Here is a 23,985-nt window from a genome sequence, read left to right as displayed (position 1 = left end):
TGGCGCCGTCGAAGCCAAAGTCAAAGCCGAGGTTGCAGAGCTTTGCGCTAAATTCCCGATCTATCCAAACCTGTAATCCACACAGGGATCACAAATCAGAACGGCGTCCAATGGGCGCCGTTTTTTTTGTTTGGGATACCAAAAACGCGATTAAATATAGCCGCGCCAGCGCAGGACAATAACTGCCAAAGCCGCCAGCGCCAGAAACCCCAAAGCAACCGCCCCCAGAAAGTTCAGAAACCAGCCCCAGCGGCGATCGGCCAGGTTTATACCGCTCAGATGGGTCTGAACCTCTTCCGATGCCTTGGCCAGTTTCGGAGTGTCCAGCACCAACCGCAATTTAGGGTGCGAGGCCATCTGCTCGGCACCGGCAAGCATCATGGCCTGCTTGTATACGCGGCGCGGCAATCGGCGCCTGGCCTTGCGGACAGAAGCCGTCAGCGTCTGGTCCTTTACACCCAGCTTTTCACGCAGCAATTGCACCGTCTGCGCGATCTGGCTTTGGATATCTGTGGTTTGCGTCATGACGTGGCCTCCTGCCAGCGCAATCTAACCTCACCCTACAGGGGCGACAATGGGGGCTGGTCGTTTCAAACGCACGCAGGTATCAAACCAGAATGCTGAACACGATCATTCACGGTGAACCGACCTCGAACCCTCCTCTGCTGATTGCGCATGGGCTGTATGGATCAGCCCGAAACTGGGGGGTTATTGCGCGCCGACTATGTGACGAAAGGCAGATCGTTGCAGTCGATATGCGCAACCACGCCTACAGCGAATGGACCGACCAGCATGGTTACCCCGATCTGGCCGAGGATCTGGCCGAGGTGATCCTGCAACTTGGCGGAAAAGCCGATATTGTCGGTCATTCGATGGGTGGTAAGGCTGCGATGATGCTGGCGCTGAGCCACGGAGAATTGGTGCACAAGCTGGTTGTGGCGGACATTGCGCCCGTTACTTATACGCACAGCCAAATCCAATTCATCGAAGCCATGCGCGCCGTGGATTTTTCAACGATTGAAAGACGCTCGGACGCCGAGGGACAGTTGGCGGCGCAGGGTGTCGAAAAAGCTTTGCAGAGCTTTTTCACGCAATCTCTGGACGTCAAGGGGAAGCGTTGGCTTCTGAACCTTGACACGCTGGCGGCCGAGATGCCCAAAATCATGGGCTTTCCGGAAACTGATGCATCCTGGGACGGTCCGGCCCTGTTTTTGTCCGGTGGCGATTCCGACTACGTCCTGCCCGAACATCGCAGCACCATCCGCGCCCATTTTCCCGCCGCACGATTTGCGAAAATCCCCGGCGCAGGCCATTGGCTGCACGCCGAGAAACCTCGTGAGTTTGAAGCCGCGGTCAGGACCTACCTGAACACCTGATCAGGCTGCGTTCTGGTACAGTTTCTTCGCCACCAACCAGGACACTGGCAAGGCAGCCACACAGCCAGCCGCAGCTGCTGAAACGATTGCAACCGTAGACACCAATCCCGCGGACAGGACGGCAATAACGCCCGACCCGGCCAGAGCGGTTGCAATCAAAGTATACAGTATAGAGGCAAGGCGTAGCATCGTCAGTTGTCCTTTTGTCAGAAGCCCGATTATCGCTTTAGACAACTGGTATGCTATACGCCTTGATCTGCGTCAGATTTCAACGGACAGAGGTCAGAAATCAGGCCACCTCGCCGCCGCCATTGACCCAGTCCGGCAACCCGCCGACGTTATAGACGTTTTCATACCCCATATCTTTCAACAGCTTGCCTGCCAGCGCCGCACGACCACCTGCCGCGCAATACAGCACGATTACGCGGTCTTTGCGCAGCTCGGGGTCATGAGATTTCAGGGCGTCGTCAGCGCGGAATTCAAGCATACCGCGCGGGATATGATGCGCGCCTTGCGCACGGCCGGTTTGCTGCAGCTCGACCGCGTCGCGCACGTCCAGCAACAAGGCACCCTGCCCCATCAGTTCCTTTGCTTTGTTTGTGTCAATCCGTTCGACGACAGCGTTAGCTGCCTCCATCATCTGGCCTACGGTCAATGGCATAACGCGTTCCCTCTGGTGAATCTCACCAGAGGCTAACACGCTAGTACGGGAAAGAGCAGGCCGATAAGGCGATCAATGTTCGCGGAAGGCCCGCGACATGCTGTCGGTCACAGGCTTTGCAATATAGGCCGCAAAGGTGCGTTCCTCGGTCTGGATCATGATCTCTGCGGGCATACCGGGTGTGGGAATGAACCCACGTACGCGGTCGATCTCGTCCGGTTCCAGCGAGATACGCGCCAGATAGACCTCTTGCGGAACACCTGCAGAATCTTCCATCAACGCATCCGCCGAGACATAGTAAACTTCGCCGCTTAGCACAGGAGTGGTGCGCTGGTTAAGTCCGACCAGTCGGACTGTCGCCTGTTGCCCAGTCACGACGCTGTCGATTTCTGTTCGGGGGATCTGCGCCTCGATAATCAAGGGCGCATCCGAAGGCAGGATTTCCGCAATTGGTTCACCAGTTTCGATGACGCCACCAGCGGTGTGATAGTGCAATCTTACCACCGTACCCGTGACCGGAGCGCGTACAACTGCACGGTCCAGAATGCTGCGGGCCTGCCGGGACTTTTCGCGGACGCTCTCCAGATCAGCGGCAATCACGCCCAATTCGTCCAGCGCGGCTTCGCGATAGGCGGAACGTGTGCGCGATATCTGTTCTTCGTATTTCAGAATCATCTGGTTGATTTCGGCCGTTTCAGCCGTCAACCGCGCCTGTTGGCCTTCGGCCTCGGCCTGCACGCGACGGATCGTGTTGATGTCACCCTTTCGCACCAGCCCCTTTTCGAACAGTGCTTGTTTGGTTTCAAACTCTTCCTGCAGGATTTCCGAGCGCCGGACCATGCTTTCCAACTGCGCCTCAAACCCGCTTGAACGAATTTTCAGCGCTTCCATGTTGCGTTGCAGCAAAGCGATATCGTTCAGCAATGTCTTGCGAGAGACATCAAAGCTGATCTTTTGCCCGTCGAGGATAGCCATCACTTCGACATCGTTTGACGCTTCGATCAACTCAGAAGAAAACTCAAGCCGATCGCGCTCGTTGTTTTCAGCCGACAAGCGTTCGGACATGGCTTGCAGACGGGTTTTGCGGATGAACAGTTCGCGTTCATTTGACTCAGCCGAGGTTTGGTCCAAAGTCATAAGAACCTGCCCCTTTATTACGGACTGACCTTCGATGACCTTGATGTCGTCGATAATCCCCCCCTCGAGGTGCTGTACGATCTTATTCTGCCCTGTCGCAACAAAGCTGCCTTGCGCGATCACCGCCGCGGCCAGTGGTGCACGGAAAGACCAAACGCCAAACCCGCCAAAGCAGACGACCAGCAAGACGATACCGATGACAACAAAGCGGTGGATCGTGCGCGGAACCTCAGCATACCAAACGGTTGGGTCCTTGGGATCATTGTTTACGGGTACAAGTTCGTTCATGCCGGTCCCCCCTGCTGTGACTGAATGCCGGGTCTGTTCCCACGTGAGGAGTTCAACTGCTGCAGCACCTGTTCACGGTGCCCAAACAGCGCCACGCGACCATCCGTCAGCAGCATGATCTTGTCGACAACGCTCAATAGCATCGGCTTTTGAGTTATCACCACAACGGTGATCTTGTTTTCCTTGGCCTGTGCAATCGCCCGCGACAGCGCCTGGTCACCGGCAACGTCCAGGTTCGAGTTCGGCTCATCCAGAACCACCATGCGCGGATTGCCAAAGAAAGCTCGCGCCAGTGCGATACGCTGTTTTTGTCCGCCCGACAGTGGAGAGCCATCCGCCGCAACCACGGTTTCATATCCTTGAGGCAAAGTGGCGATCATATTGTGCACATCGGCCAGAACAGCGGCGTCGTGAATTTGTTCATCCGTCGCATCGGCACGCATCCGACCAATATTGTCCTTGATCGTACCGGGGAACAGCTGAACGTCCTGCGGCAGATACCCGATGCTCTCGCCAAACTGACGGGGGTCCCAGTTGCGGATATCCATCAGATCCAGGCGCACACTGCCGGATGTCGGCAGGATCGACCCAACCAGCGTTTTACCCAACGTGGTCTTACCGGCGCCGGAATTGCCAATAACGGCAAGTGTTTCACCGGGATTGAGCGAAAAGCTGATGCCGTTCAGGACAACACGTTTGGTGCCACCCGGGACGTAGAGTAAGCGCTCTACATCCATGCGTCCCTCAGGGCGCGGCAGGCGCAATTTTTCAAACTGCAGGGCCGAATTGGACAGAAGGTTTTTGATGCGCCCAAAGGAGGCGCGCGTCAGCAGGAATGCATTCCAGCCTTCGATCGAGCCTTCGATTGGTGCAAAAGCACGCCCTGCGATGATCGAAGCCGCGATGACCATGCCACCTGTCATTTCGCCCTGCAGCGCCAGATAGGCGCCCCAGCCCAGAATGGCGATCTGCGTCAGCAGGCGCACCGCACGAGAGATGGCCGCGAAGATCACGTTCCGGTCCTGCGCCCGCACCTGCCACGTCAGGGATTGAGCCGTATCGCGGCCCCAGATGCGTACCGCCTCGGGGATCATCGCCAGAGCGTTGATGATCTGGCTGTTACGCGCCATCGAGTCGAGGTGCAGGTTCGCCATCGACTGGGATCTGTTCGCCTCGGCAAATGGCTTGGCGGTCATTTTCTGGTTAATCACCGCGATAATCATCAGCAACAGCGCGGTTACGATAACGATTGATCCAAGCTGCGGATGCACCAAGAAAATCATCAGGATGAATAGCGGCGCGAAAGGTACGTCTAGGAATGAGATCAACGTCCCTGACACCAGGAACCCGCGCACTTGCTGAAGATCGCCCAACGTCTGGTATTCGCGGCCATTGCCGTGCAGCGATGCATGTGCCGCCGCACTCAGAACGGGCGCGCCCAACCGCGCGGCAACTTCGACCGCTGTACGCATCAAAATAAAGCGACGCACCGCGTCAAAGGCCGCCTGAAAGATCACAGCCCCCGCGACAATGGTGGTCAGCATGATTAGCGTATCCAAGGAACGGCTGGTCAGCACCCGGTCGCTGATTTGAAACAGGTAAATCGGGATCGCAAGGATCAGGATGTTGGTTGCGCAGGTCAGAACCAGAACAAATGCCAAGTTGCGCCAAATCGCCTTTAGAGAAACGCGCAGCGTATTTTGGAAATCCTCTGGCGGTGTGCGTTTATGGAATGTCTGGGGTGGCCCATTGCCGTCACCTCCGCCCGTTTTTCGGAGTTGCATCGGCTCGTTCGCCTTAGCCTCGATAGTGGCACCTATGTGTTCACCGCCCTTCGAGCGCGTTTGGGGGGTCACCCGCGCTGTCGTTTCTGTGGCGGTGTCAGGATCGGGGCTTTGGGCTTCTTCGGCCACCCCAGCGTCGCGGCCCTGGGCATTCTGATCTTGAGCGGGCTGCGACTGTTCGCGCCGGGGTGAAGCCGCGGCACGAATTGGTGGTTCCGATCTGGGTTTGGTCGCCTGCTTTTTGGGCTTTACAGCTTTCGCGGCGACCGCATCATCCTTTTTCGCAGTCATCTTTGGACTGTCCTTTGGATCTGGCACACGCATTTCTTTGTTCAGGCGCAAACTTTGCGCCTCAGCTGTTTTTGGTTGGGGTCCATCGCTGCCATTTGGCTGCGTGGGGGTACCAACGCCCTCAATATCAAGCGGGCTGGCATCAGGAGAACGACGCGACGAAAAAACAATCGACATTTTATAACTTTCGGAGCACTCGCAAAAAATACAGTCTTTACGCTAACACGGTTTGACTTAAACGGGTAGAAAATTCACGCCAACATGGTTTGCATCGCATCATCGGTGCTAGCAATTTCAGAAGGCGTAAGGTTCGATTGTGCCTGTGCGATAGCGTTTTCGCCAATCCCAGCAGTCTCTTCCATAAGTATGGCAATTGCTTCATTGGCCAACTCAGAAGCGTCCGGCGCTTCGGGTATGTCAAGCAACGAAGCTTGGTGCAAAAGCAGTTCCGAATACTCGCCGCCCGCCGCCATAACGGTTGAGTCGACACCGACTTTGGTCACGTTGGCCGCATTCAACAGGGCATTTCCGGCCCCGTTGACCACCGCATCAACAGCTTCGGCAGCATCAATCGAAAGATCGTCCTGATCTTGCAACAATGTGACCTGTTCGACCGAATTGATCTGCACCAGATCACCTTCGATCTTCAGCACGCGGATCAATTCCATACCGGCATAATCGGGATTGGATGTCAGGGCGTCTTCAAACGCCTCGCGATCAATTTGCTGCAGCGGCATAGCCTCGGCATGGGCCATGTCCAGCTCTTCCACAGTGTCCTCGCCGGTCGTCGTTAGTGAGGCCTGGTTCATGACCAGATTGTCATCACCTTCTGCTGGCTTGCCGCCGCCATAGACGTCATCGTCCAACAGCGCGATGGTCTGGTGCAGCATATCGACCGAAATCATGTTCCCGCCGATCATGATCAAGTCATAGAAGTTACCCAACTGAACGATGTTTGTGACATTGCTCAAAACGTTGTCGCCCAACGTGAACAAGCTGGTCGACGCTGAGATTTCCGTGCTGATCTTGTCGATATCGGTGGCGTCGATCACCTGCTTGATAAAGTTCGTGACCCACAAGTCGCCTTGTATCCACGTGACCGAGACAATCGGGTCCGCACCTGGTTCTGGAGCATTGTCGTCTTGCCACCACTGTTCGTTGGCTTCGGTCCCGATGTATGACGCCTGAACCACATTCGTGTCACTTTGCACGCCGGGTTCACCCTGGTCGATGTCGGATACGACTGCCACCTGGCTGACCACCGTCAAGTTTACGGATTTTCCGCCCACCGCGATGACCGGCGCGTCAACCCAGGCCACTGTGATGGCGACCTGGTTGACCGCAAGGTTTCCGCCCGCGATGACCGTATGGCCCTCGCCGAACTCATCATCATCTGAGCGATCCCATTCGGCCGGCGCCATATCTGGCGTATCATCCTCTTCCTCGTCTTCAGTCTGATGATGTGCTGGCAGAAGATCGTTCCAATCCGGAATTTCCTCGACCACTTCGCCATTCACGATAACACCCAGCGCGTCCTCGCCGTGGAACTGATGAATGGTCACGCCTTCGATTTGCGAAATCATCGGCGACTGCATCTGCTCGGCCAGACTTTTGAGGTATTCCAAAGACTTGTAGTCTTCAATGTTCAGAGATGGCGTAGCAATAGCGTGCATCGACAGAGCGACATCCAGCATCTGCTGGCCTTGCGCGATCTGGATTTCGACATCGCGGAAATCGCCATGTCCGATCACGTCGTTGTCGCTCATGACAATTGTCTGGAAGTTATAGGTCACGGCAGAGCCGATGATGAGCGGTGGGACCTGTGGGTCCAAAATCAATATAGCTGTCTGTGCTTCACCAAACTGAGCATCAGGAATGTATGGGGCAGGTCCAAAAGCCGGACCCGAAAACAATTCGGCCATCTCCACCGGCCCTTCTGGCATCGGCGGCAAAGGTAGATCGGAAGGAAGCGGCAGAAGCATGTAAGGGAGCGCATCATAGTCGCCCGGATCGAGTTTCAGATCAGCTTTGACCCGGATGGACAACGGATCTTCAAGTTCTTCCAACTCGTTTTTGCGCCGAAGCGCAGTGAATTCTTCATACTGATCCCGCAGGCGGGCTTGTTCAATGGTAATCTCAAAGGTTCCAACAAAATGTGCAATCGTTTCTGTAATACTGTCGAGTGACATATCGGTTTCCTTTTCCCCGCCCCGGCCTAAAATTTCCGCTTTGGGTTTGTTGTGCCGAGGCCACTTTTCGCGGCCTCGGCGGTTTCGTCAGATGGGTCGGGGCCCGATAATTCGGGCCCTGACTGCGACTTATACGTCGTTGTCGTCGCTGTTGTGGGTCGCGGTCATCGAACCACCAACCATGGTCGTATCGACCGAGTTGCCAAGAACGTTGGCACCCATGACGATCGACTGGTTGAACGCCGATGTGTCGACTACGGCCGCTGCCGAAGCATAGGACTCGCCGTTGACGATACCGTCTCCGGCATTGCCCGAGCCCCACGATCCAGCGGTTCCGCCGGTTCCGCCAGCACCCGAGTATGCACCCGACGCATCGCCACCATCGACGTCTGCACCGTAAGTGGCACCACCGTTCGCGTTGCCTGCAGCACCGCCAGAGGTTCCACCGTATCCGGCACCGGCACCGCCGCCGCCACCGACACCCGATTGTGCCGCACCAGTGGCGCTGCCCATTCCGGTCGAGGTTGCGTCGTTGTCGGACATCGCGTCGCCGCCATACCCGGCAATGGCCTGTGCCATGCTGTCTGCCGAACCATCGGTGTCAGCCTGCGAGAAGACGTCGGACATTCCACCGTCACCGGCAGTGTTCTCCGCATCTGCAGATCCGGCACCAGTGCCCGAGGACATCGCGTCCTGCTGGACAGCACCACCGCCGCCACCAACACCGTCAGCGGTTGCAGTACCAGTACCGTTGGACTGTGCCCAACCATCGACATCGTTGGTTCCACCGTCACCAGCACCGACTTGAGCGTTCTGGTTGTTGTCGGCTTCACCGTTGGCATCGCCAGGCGATTGCGTGACGATCGGACCTTTGGCGTCCTGATCACCTACGCCCTGAGCATCGGCTTGCGAATCAGCTTCACCGCCGTTTGCACCAGCACCGCCACCGGCACCACCGACACCAGCTGCGCCTGTGCCGTCGCCACCGTCGCCGTCGCCACCGTCAGCTTTTCCGCCAACGCCTGCAGCTCCGTCGCCGCCGTCACCAGCACCACCGGTGCCAGTACCGCCTGGGCCGTTGCCACCTTTGGCTTCACCGCCTGTGCCAGCAGCACCGTCGCCAGCGCCACCATCAGCACCGTCGCCGTCACCACCAGGGCCGTTGCCGCCGTCACCGGCTCCACCAGTGCCAGGGTTTCCATGGTTGGTGTCACCACCGCCGTTGGCTGCACCGGCTGCGCCATTGTTCTGACCAATCAGACCGTTCTGCTGGTTCAGACCTGCAAGCGCACCGTCAACCTGGCCGGACGTTCCGCCAGTGCCGTCGCCGCCGTCACCGTCGCCGCCGTCACCGTCGCCGCCGTCACCGTCACCGCCGTCACCGCCGTCACCGTCACCGCCGTCACCGTCACCGGCAGTCACTTCGCCAGCGTCACCGTCACCACCTGGGCCGTTGCCGCCGTCACCGTCACCACCGTTGCCGCCGTCGCCGTTGCCGCTGTCGGCATCACCGCCGTCACCGCCCTCGCCGTCGCCGTCACCGCCGTCACCGTCGCCGCCGTCAGCGTCACCGCCGTCAGCATCTGCGTCTGCACCCGAAGCTGCACCAGCAAGGCCAAGACCGATGTTTCCACCAGAAGTAGAGTCACCGTTTTCGGCTTCGGATTCGCTTTCGTTTACAGCACCGCCAAGGTTTCCAGCCAGACCGCTTCCGCCGTTTGCGTCGTCAGCTTCCGATTCATTGTCGGCTTCGGAATCGACTTCGGTGTCGGCTTCAGAGTCGTTGTCTCCGCCTTCAGAAGAACCGTCGTTGCTGGCTCCTGAGAGGCCAAGTCCGACACCAAGTCCGATCGAACCAGCGTCGCCGCCGTCGCCACCATCGCTTTCGATGTCAACTTCGGTTTCGCTTTCGTTTTCAGCATCCGACTCGCTGTCAGCAGCACCACCTTCGCCTCCGGTGCTGTCACCATCCGCATCTGCTGCAGAATGTCCGACACCCAGACCGAAGTTCAGAGCGTCACCAGAGTCTCCGCCCTCGCCGCCTTCGCCGTCACCATTGGCATCACCAGTGTGGCCGCCAAATGCTGCGGTGTGTCCGCCGTAGGTTTCGCCATAGGCGTCACCGGCAGTGGTTTTGCCACCATCGCCTGAATTTCCGCCATCAGCACCTGCGCTGATACCGTCACCAGAAGTTGCGTCGCCGCCTTTGGCATCGCCCATCTGCTTGAAAGTACCGTCGTTGTTTACTTCAGCGTTTTCCAGTTTGTCGTCATCGCTCAGGTTGGCGTACTGGCTATTGATCGCCGACATTGCAGTAGTTGTACCGCTCATGTCGATGTCCAGGTTCAGATCATCGCCCGGATCATAGTCCATGTCGCCGCCAACGGCGATCACGTCACCAAATTCTGAATGATCAGCATCGATATCAATGACGTCGTCATCGCTCGGCATGCCTTCGTCGCCGAAATCGATGTTAACCCAGTTCGAGTTGTCATTGTCACCGTTGGTCTGACCTTGACCCTGGTGCTGGCCCTGGCCTTGGTTCTGGCCCTGACCTTGATCCTGGTCCTGACCTTGGCCTTGCTCATTTTCGACCTTGGTCTTCTGAGCTTGCTCTTGATCCTGACCTTGACCCTGTTCATTGTCGACTTTGGTCTTCTGTTCAGTGTTTTCGAGTTCGATGTCGGCTTCTTCAATATCGACATCGGCGTAAACCGGAACATAGACATCGCCGGTGTTAATTTCTTCGACGTCTACAACGTTATTCTGATTTTGATTACGTCCACGTGACATATTATTTTCCACTTATAAAGCGCACGGGCCATCATTCATCTACAAAACGGCTACTGGCGCGGTTGAAACTAGGAAAAACACTCAGGCGCAAAACGCGCATGTGTGCGGTCTCGTTCAGTGAAGTATCTCCCACCCTCCTTTCTCGGCTTAGCCGACTTCGTGTCTGCGGTAATGGCTCGCGGAAATGCGCGATTCGCCGACACATCAGGAATTAAGACTTCAAAATAGAAGCAGACTCATGGTTACAGGCCGAGGGCGACCTGCATAGCTACCCTAAAGCACTAGAACGCTCAGTGCCTTGTTTTCATTGCTCTAAAACTTCGGTAGGTAAAAAAGCCCGTTTTGCCGGCACATGCGGCAAGATTGAAACCAGCAGTTTAGGAAAGCCAACGATTTCTTCTACTTAAGCGGGAAGTGGTATAGGTGACCTAGCCGAAAGTAGTAGAACTGTTTTTTGCAAACCTGCCAGCAGCGTTGATGAAACTTGTACTTTCCGCTATAGTCGCAGCTCTATACAGTAAATTACTTCAAATTCTGCACTACGAGTACTGGTTACAATTTCGCCGCATTTTTTCGCGGTGTGGGTTAATTAAGGGGGGAATAATGGGCATTCCGTTTCAGGATAGTGCTATTCCAAACAATTCTAATCCCGAAGACTTCTCGATCAATTTCGTCGGCAAAGAACTCTTCTATTCAGATCAAACGATCCATGGTGTTCAATCCGAATTTGGCGTGATCACCCGCCGGATCGAAACAATTGACGCGCTGCCTGCGCCAAGCGGATCAGACGTTGGGGCGGGAAAGGTGGTCGTCGTCGACCAGATGATGCTGGACGACCTGTTGAACCAACCGCAAGCTTATACAGAAATCGCGGGATCAGGCAGCTTGGCCTTTGCCTATCGCAAAGAGGAAGCTGCCCGACTGGCATTCGAAAAGTGGGATCGCAGCAAGTTCGGCGACATCGGATACCTGCCGATGAATGTCGCACCTGATGTATGGCGATCTATTTTGCGCCTTCTGCTGCATGAAGAGCTTTACCTGCCGTGTTTTCTTGCGGATTGCGTGGCGCATGCGCCGACGCAGTCGTACGGCGCGCCGGTAGCTACATCAAAGCCCCGCGACCTTCACCCGACATACTCAAAGCTGACACGCCGGGAAAAGCAGGTGCTGAAACTGGTGTCGAAAGGTCAAAGCAACAAGATCATCGCATCAAACCTGGGCATCACCGAACACACGGTCAAACTTCATATGCACAATGTGGCGGGCAAAATCGGTGTCAGCAACCGGACCGCAGCCGCGCAGTTTTATTTCGAGGTTGCGTCGGATGAGGCGCGAGAACTGCCCGTTGACTGACGATTTCGAAGCCCGGTTTGACCGCCTGATCCTGCTGGTCGGTAAGTTGAACTACATGTGGACCAACACGGAAAGCCTGTTGATCCACCTGATCGCCGGGTTGACCCGCACCAACAAGGATATCTCGGTCATCATCTTTCTGACGCTGAACACGACACGCGCCAGAATTGATCTGGTCGAGAGGCTGGCCAAGATGGAAGGCCGCCCGCCAGACATACGTGACCCAATCCTTAAACACACGCAGCGTCTCAGCAAGCTTTCGGGAATTCGGAACAGATACAACCATTGCATCTATTCCTTCGATCCCGACAGCGGCAATCCAAAGACCATCCTGATGCGCATTGCGGACCGGAAGACTGATATCAAATTGGGCCGCCAGGATACCGTTGATGAGGGCGCAATGAAAGAAATCGAAAAGGTGGTCGAACAGCTTTCAGTGGCGAATCGGGATTTGTGGAAACTGATCAACGATCTTGGGTTTCCGGCTTAAGAATGCGCTGGTGCGGGCGGTGGGACTCGAACCCACACGGGCGTACGCCCTTCAGATTTTAAGTCTGATATGTCTACCATTCCATCACGCCCGCTCAGCGTGCCGGGCCTCTGTTGGACCTCAGGAACTCAGTAAGACCAAAAGATCACGAATTCAATGCGTTTCACCTGGGAAACTCCGGCATCAAAACGTCGGGGTATCCCCCCGCATTTCCCCTACCCTTCCATCGCCACGATACATCAATCACTTTCTCTTGGGTTGTATGACGCTTGCTTAACGTCCGCTGAGGGTTAAGTATGCTGCAGAGCAGAAAAGCAATTGAGTTAAGCCGTGAGTACAGAGCAAAAGTCCTTTGAGGATCGTATCGCCCAAATTAATAAACGCACGAAAGAAACAGCCAGCAACAAACCCAGACCCAAAACCGATAACGTCTGGAAACGCCTAGCTTATCCAGGGGCGTTTGTAGGCGCATTTATGCTTGGCTCCATGGTGGTTTTCCTGACCCGTTTCATTCAATTTCAAATGGTGGGTGTGCCTGAAGCCGGCAAAGTGAACACACAGGATTTTATCGGTATCGCGATGGCCAGTCTGGCAGGGATGGTCATTTCGATGTTTCTTAGGGACAAGCAAAAAGAGTTTGCAAGCGCCAGCACAGTTGGGGTTTTGCTAACAACTTTCACGTTCCACAATCTGGTTTGGGCCTACCCCACTCACTTCGAACAGATGTACAGTGAGGACTGGGTCGAGTTCATGCAAAAGATCACCGAACCCTCCAGCCTTTACATCTTTGGCATTACAATCGGCTTAAGCTGACCAACAAAGGCTGAACCGGTCGTCTTTACATGCGAAGTAGTCCTGAAAGAACTCAAAGCTCGACACAAATACTTTGATGCCCCGCATCCGTCGATGCCTATGGTGGTTTGGTGAACCCGGGGACTTTACTTCAGACGATCGACTGATCGGTGCTAACTAACGTGGCTAATCTTGTTGTGTGCTATTCGAAGTAAAATTTTGATGTCGCCGTTTCGGCCGCGAAAAAGAAACAGGGGCAAGTGCCGAGATAGTGTCCCCATCCGACTGGAACAGACTCGATCTGTTCATACGGTAGTTCCGGCAAGCTAGAGCATTTTGGATTTTGGAGATTTCATGGTGCCCCCACACGGACTCGAACCGCGGACCTACTGATTACAAATCAGTTGCTCTACCAGCTGAGCTATAGGGGCGCTGGGTGTCGATTACTTTCTCTTTTAACGGACTGCAAGCCTCAATTTTCATCCAAACTTAGGGATTTTTGATTTTCCTTGTGATACGGCCAATCACCTTTAAGTGGGGGGTGTGGATTTGACTGTCCCTGGCACAGCCTGTAACTCGACAGGCAGGTTCAGGAATGCAAGGACAAGAACCAAACATGCAGGTTGCCATCCACGCAGGCGCGGCTTTTACCGATGAAGGGCGGCTGCTCAGGTCGTTGCAAGCCAATGGGGATGTACTGGCCCGAAATGGTGCGACTTTCTTTGGTCCTCGTCGTTACCGGCAAGTGTTCAAACCCGCATTTCAGGCCTTGAATACGCGCCCCCCATTACCGGACGAGATTGAAAGTATTCGGGGCAATCTTCCAATTCACCCAGAGGTAAAACGCGCCATTTTCACCAGTGAAGAATTCATCGGCGAGAAAGACCTGGTCCTTGCCGATGGGCAATTCTATCCTTCTGCGGGCAAACGCTTATCTGTTCTGGAAGAGTCCTTTAGCGATTGTCAGTTGGAATTGTTTCTGGCGCTCAGGAATCCCGGTAGTTTTGTCCCGAAACATCTGATGTCTTTACCGGAACAGGCGCGCGAGGACGTGATCCGCAACAATGATCTTAGTCACCTCAGCTGGGTTGAGATGGTCGAAGATGTTCGCGACTTTGCCCCCGGGGTGCAGATTACCCTGTGGTGCAATGAGGACATTCCGCTCCTGTGGGGGGACGTTGTACGCAGCGTCGGCGGGCTTGCTGCGGACGCTGCGATCAAAGATGAGTATGACCTGCTGATCTCTTTGCTGACCGAAGAAGGTCAATCACAAGCCCAGGCGATTCTGGACCAGGTTTCGACGCTTTCACAGTCTGAGACCCGAGACGTTCTTGCAGACATTCTGGCGAACCATGCTCAGCCGGACAAAATGGAAGAAGAACTGGACCTGCCCGGCTGGAGCGATGAGATCATCGACGCATTTTCCGAACTGTACGAGCAGGATCTGGCCAAGTTGGAAACGATGGCCGGGGTGAAGGTCCTGAAACCCTAAACCCAAGCTCGGCTCACATGCCCAACGCTTCCTTATACATTTCAAGTACCGCCTCTTCTTCGGCGATATCGTCCTTGTCGCGTTTGCGCAGCGCGATGACCTTGCGCATCACTTTTGTGTCGTAACCGCGGGCTTTGGCTTCGGCCATCACCTCTTTCTGCTGCTCCGCCAGATCCTTTTTTTCGGCATCCAGGCGTTCGATCCGCTCCACGAACTGACGCAGCTCGCCCGCTGTCACACGGTAGTTGGCAGCGGCCTGATCTTCGGTCACGTCTTCCATATTCATCTCTCCAAAAGGCTGCGATCTGATGCATTAGCAACGGCAGTTAGCCGGATACATTGCCACCGCGTGAGCTGCAAGCATCCAATCCTCGATGGGCTTGTGCGCGGTCGGTCGATCCGCTAAGCGCAATCAGGATTTGCGGGAAAATGTGGGGAACCATGTTCGAAATCATCACCTGGGGCGGTGCCGCCCTTTCACTTGCAGGCCTGCTAGGTCTGGTTTGGTGTATCCTGCGTGTGATGAAAGCGCGCAAATCCGGCCTGTCGGACGATGAATTGCGCGCCGCTGTTCAAAGCGTCCTGCCGTGGAATCTGGCTTCGCTTTTTCTTTCGGTGATTGGCCTGATGCTGGTGATCCTGGGAATCTCGTTCGGCTGATACTTGGCCTCAGACCGGCATATTGTCGAACTGCGCCTCTATGGCATCTTCGCACAAAGCCGCATCCAGGTGCCGCAGGCGCGATGGCACGCGCATGCCTTCCTGACGCATCCGATCAATCACTTTGGTTACACTGGGCTGAAGCGCAAGCCGGGTCTCAAAACAGGCATTCTGCAGCTTTTGCTCCAGATGTTCGGCTTCGGAATACAAACTTTTTGCAGACATTTTATTCCTCCCAATTTCTATCACTGTCGCCGATATAGGTAACGGTTTTAAGACCTGGTTATCCTGGCGAACAAACTCGCGGAAAACTGCCTGTCGCCCACCCGGTATCGGCAACCTAAGGCAGAATGATTAAATTCTAATCGGATTCAGATTAACTTGCCTTGACACGCATCAAATCAAAGATTGCCGGTTGCATCATATTCTGAAAAACATATATGATGCGTTGCGCACTAACGGAGAGCCAGATGACACCAATTGTGAAAGCGTTTTTCGACCCTGAAACCAATACGGTCTCATACCTCGTACAGGAACCCGAAGGGACGGCCTGCGCAATCGTCGACAGCGTTCTGGACTTCGATCACGCCTCGGGCCGAACGAAGACCGACTCGGCGGATCAGATCGTCGCTTATGTTCGCGACAATGAACTAAGGGTCGAGTGGATTCTGGAAAGCCATGTGCATGCCGACCACCTTTCAGCGGCACCCTATCTGCAGCAGGAACTGGGCGGCAAGATCGGCATCGGTGAACAGATCGTAACAATCCAGGAAACCTTCGGGAAAATCTTCAATGAAGGGACGGAGTTTCAGCGCGACGGCAGCCAGTTCGATGCATTGTTCCGCGATGGCGACAGCTTCCATGTTGGGCAGATGCGTGGCGATGTTTTCCACACGCCAGGTCATACGCCCGCCTGCATGACATATGTGATCGGCGACGCGGCTTTTGTCGGTGACACGCTGTTCATGCCGGATTTCGGCACCGCGCGATGCGATTTTCCCGGTGGGTCTTCGGAAATGCTGTTCGAGTCGATCCAGAAGATCCTGGCCTTGCCGGATGAAACGCGCATCTTTGTTGGCCATGACTACAAAGCTCCGGGGCGTGATGAATTTGCTTGGGAGACAACAGTCGGAGAGCAAAAAGCCCTGAACGTCCATATCGGACAAGGCAAATCAATCGAGGAATTTGTCGAGATGCGTGATGCCCGCGACGCAACCCTGCCCATGCCTCGCCTGATCCTGCCGTCTTTGCAGGTTAACATGCGGGCCGGACAGATGCCGCCTGCGGACGAACACGGCGACGTATTCCTGAAGGTGCCGATCAACAAGTTGTGACGCAGACCCAACAGGCGAACTGAGGATAACAAATGTACATTGAATGGATTTGGGGGCTTGCCGGTGGCCTGCTGATCGGGCTGGGCGCTGCAGTCTACCTTCTGGGAAACGGGCGCGTCATGGGTGCCAGCGGGATTCTGGGCGGGCTGGTTGATGGCAGTGACCGCACGTTAGAACGCCTAAGCTTCATCGCAGGCGTCATCGCGACGCCGCTTATTTTGAGCCCCCTGCTCTCTTCTGCGCCCATGACCCATCTGACCGACAATTTCGCAGTGATCGTCATCGCCGGCGTTTTGGTTGGCGCAGGAACGCGCATTGCCAATGGATGCACCTCGGGGCACGGGGTATGCGGTATTTCTCGATTCTCTGTCAGGGGCATCATCGCAACGTTGATCTATATCGGCGCAGGTGGGGCAACGATTGCCCTGATGCGCCATGTATGGGGGCTGATTTGATGCGGGTTCTCCTATCAATGCTGGCTGGATCTCTGTTTGGTGCAGGCCTTTTGATCTCGGGCATGACCGATACCACCAAGGTTCAGGGGTGGCTGGATGTGTTCGGGAACTGGGATCCCACCTTGGCATTTGTAATGGGCGGCGCGATCCTGCCGATGCTCATCGCGTGGAGAATGACGGCCCACCGCAGGCCTCTGACCGGTGGTCAGTTTCCTAAGATGAGCACGCCCGAGCTGGACCGTCGCCTGATTATCGGTTCCGTGATGTTTGGCATGGGCTGGGGCTTGTCCGGGCTTTGTCCTGGACCTGCCATCGCGTCCATAACCTATGGCGGCCTTGGCGGCCTCGTGTTTCTGGCTGCGATGATCACAGGAATGTTTGCGGCGCCCGGGCTTGGTGCACAACTGGACAGATCCGCAAACGCGGCCTAAGCAATTGCCATGGAGATTCGACCAATAACCCCCCGCTATGCCGTCTCGCCCCAAATCACGGTCGAGGACGTCCCAGCCATCGCCGCAGCAGGTTTCGTTAAGGTCATCTGCAACCGTCCGAATACGGAAGTTCCACCAACCATGCAGTCGGATGCAATCGGGCAGGCTGTTCGGGCAGCCGGGATGGAATATGAAGTTCTGGAACTGACCCACCAGACCATGACGCCTGGCAATGTTGCCCTGCAACGAGAATTGGCTGAAAGCTGCTCTGGCCCCGTCTTAGCCTATTGCGCGTCGGGCACGCGCTGCTCGGTGGTTTGGGCATTGGGTCAGTGCGACCACATGAGCGCGGATGAGATCCTCGAGGCCACAACCAAGGCAGGTTACATGCTGGACAACCTGCGCCCCGCGCTGGAGCATATGCGCGGTTCTGACGGCTAAGGACCTTTGGCACTCAGGTTAGGTTGGGTCGGGAACGTCGTCCAATCCTGTCAGACCTGCCAGTTGCGAAATTTCAGCCGCCATCTGATCCGGGCTGCCAAAGCCCAGATCGCCCTCCAATTCGTTCAATACCACTGAATCTATTGGCACGACTTCATGTGTCGGGTTGGCTGGCATCGGATCTTTCAGAGTGTCCGGCACTGGCGTATTGCTTCGCGCTTCCAGAAACTCAGGCATTTCAGCTTGCTCTAACGCTGCAGCCGAAGCACATTCGTTCAACCGTACTGCGCGCATCCCTCCGCATTGTCCCAAACGCCCAATTGCAGCCCGCGTTCGACCAATTGTCAGGATTTCCGCACGATCCAGCCGTGATCCGGTCAACGGTAGAACGTCCCCAACTGACAGCCTGGACAGGGTTGCCAATGGAACTGACATCCTGCCGATCACCGTATTCAATTCGGCCCGGACAACCCCCGACGCTTGCTCAAGCTTCGGGCCGGCAGCAACTTGAAATTCAACATCGGCCCCCTGCTCTGCCGGTGTATCGGGCAACAGAACTGTGATCTGCCCCTGTCGCAGCCCACCGCCAAGTTCTACCGTCAGGTCAAACACGCGATATGCGTCTTCGACCATAGCCAACGACAATGAACGCAGATCCGCCATCCGCGCCCGGAATTCATAACCGGTAAGACTGGATTGATCGGCGACTGTATCGACCAGCGCGACGGCCCTGGTCAAAGCGTCTTCGACCAGCGGCGCCACCATTGCTGCATCCGTATCTGTGTACTCCCGTGCTGTTGGCGGGTTCGGCAAAACTTCACCAATTGTCTGCACTTGCACGATCGCTGACACGACCCCCATATCCACGCAAATCGCAGCGGACATCCCGTCCGCGTTGCCCAGGCGCAACAGCATCCAGTGCGCATCAACCACCTCAGCCAGCGTGTCCTGGGCTTTGAGAGACTGCCTTGCACCGATCACCGATAACGGCAGCTGGAACCGATCCCCTGCCGTTCGCGCAAAGGCCAGTCGAAGGGCACGAAGAACGGAACGCGGCTTTTCACCTTGCTCTTCTTGTCCCGCTGAAAGTTTGCGCGCCAAAGCTGTGCTGACAGACTGCGTCATGCCCGATACCGATTTGAGTTTCTGAACCTGGTATCCGGTCTAACCCGAGGCGGGTTACCAATGTCTTTATGTTCGCGTTATTGCGCAGCTTGCCGGTGCGCCAACGGAAGGCGGACGCGAAAGGCCGCGCCGCCCTGCCCGGGAAGATAACTGATCTCGCCGCCAAGACGCTGCATGATCTCGCGGCAGATCGCCAGACCCAGACCAGCGCCACCCGCCTTGTCCCCACCGACACGGGCAAACTTTTCGAACACCATCGATTGCGCTTCGGGCGGGATGCCACTGCCGTTATCGGTGAAATCAATGACGACTTGGCCCCCGACATCATGGGCCGAGATGGTCAGAACGGGTTCATCCGCGTCGCAGTATTTCTGCGCGTTCGAAATCAGATTGATAAAGACCTGCCCCAACCGATCAAGATCAGTGTTCAGCGGAATACGCTCGGACGGTCGCGAGCGGCGAATCCTTAGTTTTGGATGCGACCCCGCCAATGAGCTTGAGACCGCCCGATCCAGGATCGAACCAAGGGTATCTCCACCCATATTCAGGCTCACACGACCGCTTTCCAGAACGCTCAGGTCCAGCAAATCGTCCAGCAGGCGCGTCAACCGCAAAGCCTCATCATGGATGATCGCTGCGTAACGCGTCTGCTCTTCGGCACTCAGACCATCTGTATCGCGCATGATCTCGGAAAAGGCCCGGATTGAGGTCATCGGCGTCCGAAGTTCGTGGCTGACCTGACTGAGGAAACCGTCTTTTTGTTCGGAGATCTGCGTCAGCTTGGTATTCGCTTCTCGCAGTTGGCGCGCGGTTCGGCTGAGCTCGGCGGATTTAGCCTCGAGCTGGCTGGAATATTCCAACAGTTCCGCCGACTCATCAGCCACCGCAAGCAAGTCCTCAACCGAAACGGACGATCCCCCGACAATTTGCCCGATCATCGCATGGGCCGTGGCCGCGCCGACCGAGCCGCTGAGTTCACGTTCCAGTCTTTCCAAAAAACCCGGCGTGGGTTCCGGCAGGCTTGTCCGTCCACCCTGTGCTTCGGCCTCGTGCTGAAAGAACTCCTGCGCCGGGCCAGAGCCCAGAATGCGCTGTGTCATGATCATCAGGTCTTCGCTTTGCGCCACCGACCCGGTCCAGCCAGCCGGTGAGACCGAGTGGTCAAAAACATTGACGAACTGCGCGCCCTGCAGACGCTCCAACGGACTTGGAAAGCTCAACAATGACGCGACGCAGAACGCAGCCGTGTTCAATGCCAACGACCACATGACAGAGTGGACCATGGGGTCCATTCCTTCGATCCCGAACAGGGCCCTTGGGCGCAGCCAGCCCCACCCGAAGGGGCCGTTCTGCAGTACCGAGTCGGGCATTATTGCCCCCCCCATCCCCGGCAATAGCAAAGTATAAATCCACAACACGAACCCAACCGTCAGACCAACCAACGCCCCGGTTCGCGTGGCCCCACGCCAGAACAATCCACCGACCAGCGCTGGCAGGATCTGGGAAATGCCCGCAAAGGCCACCAGCCCGATCGACGCCAGCGCCGCCCCACCGCCTGACAAGCGGTAGTAATAGTAACCCAACGCCATGATGACCGCGATGGACACGCGCCGCGCCATCAGCACCACGTTACGCACATCGCCTGAGACCGAACCCGCGCCCCCTTGCGTGCTTAGCCAGATCGGCATGACCAGATGGTTCGACACCATGGTCGACAGCGCCATTGCCGTCACGATGACCATGGACGTGGCCGAGGAAAACCCGCCGATAAACGACAGCATCGCCAGCCAGTCGTTCCCCTGCGACAAGGGCACTGTCAGCACGAACAGGTCGGGGTTCGAGCCTTCGGGCATCAAATCCAAACCCACGACAGCGATGGGCACGACAAACAGGCTCATCAACAGCAGATATAGCGGGAAAGCCCAGGCAGCGGTTCTCAGGTGTCCCTCATCGGCGTTCTCAACCACCATCACCTGAAACATCCGCGGTAAACAGATGAAAGCGGCGGCCGAGAGGAAGATGAAGGTCGTCCAACGCCCGGCATCCACATTCCATTGCCCGATTTCTGAGGCATCGATGCGATCCATCATCGGGCCAATCCCGCCCGCAACGCCCCAAACAACGAACACGCCGACTGCAAGCAAGGCGAACAGTTTGACGACCGATTCTAACGCAATGGCGGTGACCACGCCGTGGTGACGCTCATTCGCGTCCAGATTTCGAGTACCAAACAGGATTGCAAATACCGCCAGACCCGCAGCCACCCAGAACACGCTGGAACCTTCTCGGTAGAGGCCCGAGGGATCAGCCTCGGCAAAGATGGAAAAAGACAGTGTAATGGATTGCAGCTGCAACGCGATGTATGGCGTTCCACCCAAAACGGCCAGAATGGTCACGCAAATGGCCAGCGTGTTGGATTTTCCGTATCGCGACGAAATCAGGTCCGCGATGGAGGTTACCCGCTGGGTGCGTCCGACCCGCACGAGCTTGCGCAACCCCCACCACCAGCTGAGCATCACCAGCGTCGGGCCAAGATAGATGGTGACAAATTCCAACCCGGACCGCGCAGCATTTCCGACCGCGCCATAAAAGGTCCAAGCCGTGCAATAGATCGACAGCGACAAGGTATAGATCAACGGAGACCGCAACCACGCCCCCCGGCCAGCGGCCGCCATCCGGTCAGCGGCAAAAGCCACCCCGAACAACAGAACGACATAGCCGAGGCAAACCAGGATCAGAACGTTTAGTGTGGCCATCAATCCGACTCTGCCTCGGCATCGTCACTTGCAACCATTCGTCTGGCTGCAAATCCAAAGATCAGACTGATTGCTATCAGCAAAGCCCAGCACGTGAAGATATACAGAATTGCTGAAGACAGCGGCACACCATCTTCAGATGAGCCTTGGCTTGGCCACAGCAGGGGAATGGCAACAAGAGCGGCCCCCAGAATAGGCAATAAGCGCGCGGCATCCATCAACCTGCGGCGGCGATAGCTCTGACGCTCGAGAAATAGCGAAGGCCGGACCCCTTGGGGTTTGCGATCTTCGCCCGAGTTCATGACCGCGTTGCCTGCGCGTGCAGGTCTCGCACCGCTGTCAGCACTTCGGCGTTGGAAAACGGTTTGGTCATAAAGCGGCTGACCCCGGCATTTTCGGCCATTTCCCGGTCGCGCGATTGCCCGCGCGCGGTCAGCATCAAAACGGGCAAATGCTGCATGCCCTCAAGCTCGCGCAGGTTGCGCAAAATCTCCATCCCGCTTTTGCCGGGCAGCATAACGTCCAGTATGACCAGATCAGGATTTGCGCCCTGGATGACTTCTATCGCATCCGACCCTTCTGCGTGCGTTTCAACGTGCCATCCCTCGCGGGTCAGCAAAAATCGAATGGCCTCAGCGATGTTGGGCTCATCCTCAATTAACAGAACCTTGCGGCTCATATGTTCCATCCCTCCCCATGACAGGTTCTGTCCGTGAACCTGTCGGCGTCAGCTTAAGCCTTCTGTCAGGAAACTGTCAAAAACCTTCGCTCAAAATCGACGGCTCGCGGCGCGATGCGCAGGCGTCATTCGGACAGACCCGGCAGCTTGGGCCGACCCGGGTCACGGATTGCGCACTCGGAGCCCCCTCTTCCACCGCTCGGACAAGCATGACTGAATGATAGGCGGGCGCATCGTCATATCCTGAAACCGCCTGCGGCCACGCGTAGGCATAGCAGTCGAACTCGGCCGCCGTTCGCCCCAATTGCACGACACGTTTGCGGATCGGAACCAATGGTCTGTTCAGCGCCTGAAAGATGGGCCAGAACGGACAGGCTTCGCCAAAGCGTGGCATGGCGAAACCCGGCACGGATTTACTGAACAGGATACTGCCGGACGCGTCACAGACCACCAGCCCGGTGGGCCGCCCTAGATATCCTTCGGGCAATGTAGCCAGCCGCCGCAGGACTGTCGGGATATCTACTGAAAACCGTGCCGCCAGAGCCAGCGGATCAGGCTCGGCCTCGGTCAGAGCCTTCTGCACGTCGTCCAGGGGCATGGCTCTGACATCTGCGGCGTAGGTATCCAGATATCCCTTGGTCACAGTCCGCGCTGCCGCCGATTCAATCGCGCTCAGGTCAATGTCCGCACCGCTTCCGCCTGCTTCGATCTGCGGGAAATGGTGGCTGTTGGCTTGAAAAAAAGCCTCAGCATCCTCCGAGGGCACACCGCGACGGTCGTCGGCCGCGTCAGAATCATCCAAATATGCCACCAGAGACTTGGAACTGTCAGCAAGCCTTTCAGCATCCTGGTGCAGGTTGCGGTGAAACCGATCGCGCCACTCGGGCTCGATTTCCTGCGTGTCGGCCAGAATCCCTGCCGTTGAACGAATGGCAGCGGCCGTTGACAGCACCTCGTGCATCGACGCGGCAAGATGTGGATCATGCGTCAGTCGGTCGGACAGGGTTTCAACCGTGCGCTCAAGTGAGACGACCCGGCGATGCATCTGCGCCAGAACTCCGGCCCACCCGGGAAACCGGCCTGCGAACTCTTCCAGCGCATCCACTTCGGCCTGTTGTCCAACCGCATCTGCAGCAGCCTCGCGCAGCGCCGAAATCAGCGTAGCCTCAATCCCTTGGGTGAGCAGCGAAGGCTCAACAGACAGCGCATTGGCGATATCCACCAGCAGCTTGCCCCCGATCCGGCGGCGATTGTGTTCGATCAAATTCAAGTAAGACGCCGAGATCCCAACTTGACGCGCAAGCTCGGCCTGCCGCAGACCTGAGATTTGGCGTCGCTCGCGAATGCGGCTACCCGTCAGCGTGTCGCGCATGTTCCATCACCCAATTCGATCCATTCTTTTCAAAACTCCCATTAAATTTCTATAGCTTAAAGGCCAATTTTCATAGTCCGTTTACA

General features: G+C 56.5%; 25 protein-coding genes and 2 tRNA genes. 11 read left to right on the top strand and 16 right to left on the bottom strand.

Annotated elements, in window-relative coordinates; genetic code table 11:
- Positions 1-150: 150 nt before the first annotated feature.
- A complete protein-coding gene (locus AC2FIS_RS19950; protein WP_496775064.1) occupies positions 151-525 on the bottom strand; it encodes a hypothetical protein in 375 nt (124 codons plus the stop codon).
- A gap of 92 nt (positions 526-617) precedes the next feature.
- Here AC2FIS_RS19950 and AC2FIS_RS19945 point away from each other — a divergent pair, with 92 nt between their 5' ends.
- Entirely contained in the window at positions 618-1,376 is a 759-nt protein-coding gene (locus AC2FIS_RS19945; RefSeq protein ID WP_496775063.1) for an alpha/beta fold hydrolase, read from the top strand.
- Here the strand turns inward: AC2FIS_RS19945 and AC2FIS_RS19940 are convergent, their stop codons facing one another.
- The 6 genes from AC2FIS_RS19940 to AC2FIS_RS19915 all read right to left on the bottom strand — a co-directional run bounded on the left by AC2FIS_RS19940 (position 1,377) and on the right by AC2FIS_RS19915 (position 10,177).
- Positions 1,377-1,565, bottom strand: coding sequence for a hypothetical protein (locus tag AC2FIS_RS19940; RefSeq protein WP_058272333.1), 189 nt, complete (start codon positions 1,563-1,565; stop codon positions 1,377-1,379).
- A gap of 100 nt (positions 1,566-1,665) precedes the next feature.
- Positions 1,666-2,037, bottom strand: coding sequence for a rhodanese-like domain-containing protein (locus AC2FIS_RS19935; RefSeq protein WP_496775062.1), 372 nt, complete (start codon positions 2,035-2,037; stop codon positions 1,666-1,668).
- Between the two features lie 72 nt (positions 2,038-2,109).
- Positions 2,110-3,462, bottom strand: a complete 1,353-nt coding sequence (locus AC2FIS_RS19930) for an HlyD family type I secretion periplasmic adaptor subunit (RefSeq protein ID WP_496775061.1) — start codon at positions 3,460-3,462, stop codon at positions 2,110-2,112.
- On the bottom strand, positions 3,459-5,537 hold the full coding sequence (locus AC2FIS_RS19925; protein ID WP_496775060.1) for a type I secretion system permease/ATPase: 2,079 nt from the start codon (positions 5,535-5,537) through the stop codon (positions 3,459-3,461). Before AC2FIS_RS19925 ends, AC2FIS_RS19930 begins: the two co-directional genes overlap by 4 nt.
- A 251-nt stretch (positions 5,538-5,788) precedes the next feature.
- Complete coding sequence (locus AC2FIS_RS19920) at positions 5,789-7,726, bottom strand: type I secretion protein (protein WP_496775059.1); 1,938 nt, start codon at positions 7,724-7,726, stop codon at positions 5,789-5,791.
- Positions 7,727-7,855: 129 nt separating this feature from the next.
- Positions 7,856-10,177: a hypothetical protein gene (locus AC2FIS_RS19915; RefSeq protein WP_496775058.1), complete on the bottom strand. Its 2,322-nt coding sequence runs from the start codon at positions 10,175-10,177 to the stop codon at positions 7,856-7,858.
- Here AC2FIS_RS19915 and AC2FIS_RS19910 point away from each other — a divergent pair.
- The 3 genes from AC2FIS_RS19910 to AC2FIS_RS19900 all read left to right on the top strand — a co-directional run bounded on the left by AC2FIS_RS19910 (position 10,136) and on the right by AC2FIS_RS19900 (position 12,362).
- Positions 10,136-10,516, top strand: coding sequence for a hypothetical protein (locus tag AC2FIS_RS19910; protein ID WP_496775057.1), 381 nt, complete (start codon positions 10,136-10,138; stop codon positions 10,514-10,516). The two genes, AC2FIS_RS19915 and AC2FIS_RS19910, sit on opposite strands and share 42 nt — an antisense overlap.
- Before the next feature lie 606 nt (positions 10,517-11,122).
- Positions 11,123-11,872 carry a helix-turn-helix transcriptional regulator gene (locus tag AC2FIS_RS19905; protein WP_496775056.1) on the top strand — a complete coding sequence of 250 codons (750 nt, stop codon included), beginning with the start codon at positions 11,123-11,125 and terminating at the stop codon, positions 11,870-11,872.
- Positions 11,844-12,362: a hypothetical protein gene (locus tag AC2FIS_RS19900; RefSeq protein WP_496775055.1), complete on the top strand. Its 519-nt coding sequence runs from the start codon at positions 11,844-11,846 to the stop codon at positions 12,360-12,362. The genes AC2FIS_RS19905 and AC2FIS_RS19900 overlap by 29 nt, the downstream gene beginning before the upstream one ends.
- Positions 12,363-12,370: 8 nt before the next feature.
- Here the strand turns inward: AC2FIS_RS19900 and AC2FIS_RS19895 are convergent.
- Positions 12,371-12,456 (bottom strand) — tRNA-Leu (locus tag AC2FIS_RS19895).
- Between the two features lie 236 nt (positions 12,457-12,692).
- On the opposite strand from AC2FIS_RS19895, the gene AC2FIS_RS19890 reads away from it, so the two are divergent.
- A complete protein-coding gene (locus tag AC2FIS_RS19890) occupies positions 12,693-13,175 on the top strand; it encodes a hypothetical protein (RefSeq protein ID WP_496775054.1) in 483 nt (160 codons plus the stop codon).
- Between the two features lie 334 nt (positions 13,176-13,509).
- Here AC2FIS_RS19890 and AC2FIS_RS19885 read toward each other — a convergent pair.
- Positions 13,510-13,585 (bottom strand) — tRNA-Thr (locus AC2FIS_RS19885).
- 164 nt (positions 13,586-13,749) lie between these two features.
- On the opposite strand from AC2FIS_RS19885, the gene AC2FIS_RS19880 reads away from it, so the two are divergent.
- Positions 13,750-14,646, top strand: a complete 897-nt coding sequence (locus AC2FIS_RS19880; RefSeq protein ID WP_496775053.1) for a hypothetical protein — start codon at positions 13,750-13,752, stop codon at positions 14,644-14,646.
- Between the two features lie 13 nt (positions 14,647-14,659).
- Here AC2FIS_RS19880 and AC2FIS_RS19875 read toward each other — a convergent pair whose 3' ends face one another.
- On the bottom strand, positions 14,660-14,926 hold the full coding sequence (locus AC2FIS_RS19875; protein WP_058272185.1) for a DUF2312 domain-containing protein: 267 nt from the start codon (positions 14,924-14,926) through the stop codon (positions 14,660-14,662).
- A gap of 161 nt (positions 14,927-15,087) precedes the next feature.
- Between AC2FIS_RS19875 and AC2FIS_RS19870 the strand changes: the two genes are divergently transcribed.
- Positions 15,088-15,306, top strand: coding sequence for a hypothetical protein (locus AC2FIS_RS19870; protein ID WP_058277022.1), 219 nt, complete (start codon positions 15,088-15,090; stop codon positions 15,304-15,306).
- 9 nt (positions 15,307-15,315) lie between these two features.
- Here the strand turns inward: AC2FIS_RS19870 and AC2FIS_RS19865 are convergent, their stop codons facing one another.
- A complete protein-coding gene (locus AC2FIS_RS19865; protein ID WP_496775052.1) occupies positions 15,316-15,531 on the bottom strand; it encodes a hypothetical protein in 216 nt (71 codons plus the stop codon).
- A gap of 245 nt (positions 15,532-15,776) precedes the next feature.
- Here AC2FIS_RS19865 and AC2FIS_RS19860 point away from each other — a divergent pair, with 245 nt between their 5' ends.
- The 4 genes from AC2FIS_RS19860 to AC2FIS_RS19845 are packed head-to-tail and all read left to right on the top strand — an operon-like array spanning position 15,777 to position 17,967.
- Entirely contained in the window at positions 15,777-16,640 is an 864-nt protein-coding gene (locus AC2FIS_RS19860) for an MBL fold metallo-hydrolase (RefSeq protein WP_496775051.1), read from the top strand.
- A 32-nt stretch (positions 16,641-16,672) separates the two neighbouring features.
- Positions 16,673-17,095 (top strand): YeeE/YedE family protein, encoded by a 423-nt coding sequence (locus AC2FIS_RS19855; RefSeq protein ID WP_496775050.1) that lies wholly within the window; start codon positions 16,673-16,675, stop codon positions 17,093-17,095.
- Positions 17,095-17,526, top strand: coding sequence for a DUF6691 family protein (locus AC2FIS_RS19850; protein WP_496775049.1), 432 nt, complete (start codon positions 17,095-17,097; stop codon positions 17,524-17,526). The genes AC2FIS_RS19855 and AC2FIS_RS19850 overlap by 1 nt, the downstream gene beginning before the upstream one ends.
- A 9-nt stretch (positions 17,527-17,535) precedes the next feature.
- On the top strand, positions 17,536-17,967 hold the full coding sequence (locus AC2FIS_RS19845) for a protein tyrosine phosphatase family protein (protein WP_108861797.1): 432 nt from the start codon (positions 17,536-17,538) through the stop codon (positions 17,965-17,967).
- Positions 17,968-17,985: 18 nt separating this feature from the next.
- Here the strand turns inward: AC2FIS_RS19845 and AC2FIS_RS19840 are convergent, their stop codons facing one another.
- The 5 genes from AC2FIS_RS19840 to AC2FIS_RS19820 all read right to left on the bottom strand — a co-directional run bounded on the left by AC2FIS_RS19840 (position 17,986) and on the right by AC2FIS_RS19820 (position 23,899).
- Positions 17,986-19,092: a FliM/FliN family flagellar motor switch protein gene (locus AC2FIS_RS19840; RefSeq protein ID WP_496775048.1), complete on the bottom strand. Its 1,107-nt coding sequence runs from the start codon at positions 19,090-19,092 to the stop codon at positions 17,986-17,988.
- 77 nt (positions 19,093-19,169) lie between these two features.
- Entirely contained in the window at positions 19,170-21,848 is a 2,679-nt protein-coding gene (locus AC2FIS_RS19835) for an ATP-binding protein (RefSeq protein ID WP_496775047.1), read from the bottom strand.
- On the bottom strand, positions 21,848-22,150 hold the full coding sequence (locus AC2FIS_RS19830) for a hypothetical protein (protein WP_496775046.1): 303 nt from the start codon (positions 22,148-22,150) through the stop codon (positions 21,848-21,850). The genes AC2FIS_RS19835 and AC2FIS_RS19830 overlap by 1 nt, the downstream gene beginning before the upstream one ends.
- Positions 22,147-22,527, bottom strand: a complete 381-nt coding sequence (locus AC2FIS_RS19825; RefSeq protein WP_113788253.1) for a response regulator transcription factor — start codon at positions 22,525-22,527, stop codon at positions 22,147-22,149. Before AC2FIS_RS19825 ends, AC2FIS_RS19830 begins: the two co-directional genes overlap by 4 nt.
- A 76-nt stretch (positions 22,528-22,603) precedes the next feature.
- Positions 22,604-23,899 (bottom strand): helix-turn-helix domain-containing protein, encoded by a 1,296-nt coding sequence (locus tag AC2FIS_RS19820; protein WP_496775045.1) that lies wholly within the window; start codon positions 23,897-23,899, stop codon positions 22,604-22,606.
- Positions 23,900-23,985 lie beyond the last annotated feature (86 nt).

Source organism: Ruegeria sp. CDSB113 (genome assembly GCF_059611045.1).
The sequence above is the reverse complement of the archived record's forward strand: the minus strand, read 5'-3'. Positions and strand labels throughout refer to the sequence as shown.

Bases quoted from the DNA above. Each gene is read 5' to 3' on its own strand.
- AC2FIS_RS19855 (WP_496775050.1), top strand. From the start codon at position 16,673: ATGTACATTGAATGGATTTGGGGGCTTGCCGGTGGCCTGCTGATCGGG.
- AC2FIS_RS19945 (WP_496775063.1), top strand. From the start codon at position 618: ATGCTGAACACGATCATTCACGGTGAACCGACCTCGAACCCTCCTCTG.
- AC2FIS_RS19820 (WP_496775045.1), bottom strand. From the start codon at position 23,899: ATGCGCGACACGCTGACGGGTAGCCGCATTCGCGAGCGACGCCAAATC.
- AC2FIS_RS19880 (WP_496775053.1), top strand. From the start codon at position 13,750: ATGCAAGGACAAGAACCAAACATGCAGGTTGCCATCCACGCAGGCGCG.
- AC2FIS_RS19825 (WP_113788253.1), bottom strand. From the start codon at position 22,527: ATGAGCCGCAAGGTTCTGTTAATTGAGGATGAGCCCAACATCGCTGAG.
- AC2FIS_RS19910 (WP_496775057.1), top strand. From the start codon at position 10,136: ATGATCAGCATCGATATCAATGACGTCGTCATCGCTCGGCATGCCTTC.
- AC2FIS_RS19925 (WP_496775060.1), bottom strand. From the start codon at position 5,537: ATGACTGCGAAAAAGGATGATGCGGTCGCCGCGAAAGCTGTAAAGCCC.
- AC2FIS_RS19935 (WP_496775062.1), bottom strand. From the start codon at position 2,037: ATGCCATTGACCGTAGGCCAGATGATGGAGGCAGCTAACGCTGTCGTC.
- AC2FIS_RS19865 (WP_496775052.1), bottom strand. From the start codon at position 15,531: ATGTCTGCAAAAAGTTTGTATTCCGAAGCCGAACATCTGGAGCAAAAG.
- AC2FIS_RS19920 (WP_496775059.1), bottom strand. From the start codon at position 7,726: ATGTCACTCGACAGTATTACAGAAACGATTGCACATTTTGTTGGAACC.
- AC2FIS_RS19830 (WP_496775046.1), bottom strand. From the start codon at position 22,150: ATGAACTCGGGCGAAGATCGCAAACCCCAAGGGGTCCGGCCTTCGCTA.
- AC2FIS_RS19900 (WP_496775055.1), top strand. From the start codon at position 11,844: ATGAGGCGCGAGAACTGCCCGTTGACTGACGATTTCGAAGCCCGGTTT.
- AC2FIS_RS19835 (WP_496775047.1), bottom strand. From the start codon at position 21,848: ATGGCCACACTAAACGTTCTGATCCTGGTTTGCCTCGGCTATGTCGTT.
- AC2FIS_RS19930 (WP_496775061.1), bottom strand. From the start codon at position 3,462: ATGAACGAACTTGTACCCGTAAACAATGATCCCAAGGACCCAACCGTT.
- AC2FIS_RS19840 (WP_496775048.1), bottom strand. From the start codon at position 19,092: ATGACGCAGTCTGTCAGCACAGCTTTGGCGCGCAAACTTTCAGCGGGA.
- AC2FIS_RS19905 (WP_496775056.1), top strand. From the start codon at position 11,123: ATGGGCATTCCGTTTCAGGATAGTGCTATTCCAAACAATTCTAATCCC.
- AC2FIS_RS19875 (WP_058272185.1), bottom strand. From the start codon at position 14,926: ATGGAAGACGTGACCGAAGATCAGGCCGCTGCCAACTACCGTGTGACA.
- AC2FIS_RS19940 (WP_058272333.1), bottom strand. From the start codon at position 1,565: ATGCTACGCCTTGCCTCTATACTGTATACTTTGATTGCAACCGCTCTG.
- AC2FIS_RS19950 (WP_496775064.1), bottom strand. From the start codon at position 525: ATGACGCAAACCACAGATATCCAAAGCCAGATCGCGCAGACGGTGCAA.
- AC2FIS_RS19915 (WP_496775058.1), bottom strand. From the start codon at position 10,177: ATGCCGAGCGATGACGACGTCATTGATATCGATGCTGATCATTCAGAA.
- AC2FIS_RS19870 (WP_058277022.1), top strand. From the start codon at position 15,088: ATGTTCGAAATCATCACCTGGGGCGGTGCCGCCCTTTCACTTGCAGGC.
- AC2FIS_RS19845 (WP_108861797.1), top strand. From the start codon at position 17,536: ATGGAGATTCGACCAATAACCCCCCGCTATGCCGTCTCGCCCCAAATC.
- AC2FIS_RS19850 (WP_496775049.1), top strand. From the start codon at position 17,095: ATGCGGGTTCTCCTATCAATGCTGGCTGGATCTCTGTTTGGTGCAGGC.
- AC2FIS_RS19860 (WP_496775051.1), top strand. From the start codon at position 15,777: ATGACACCAATTGTGAAAGCGTTTTTCGACCCTGAAACCAATACGGTC.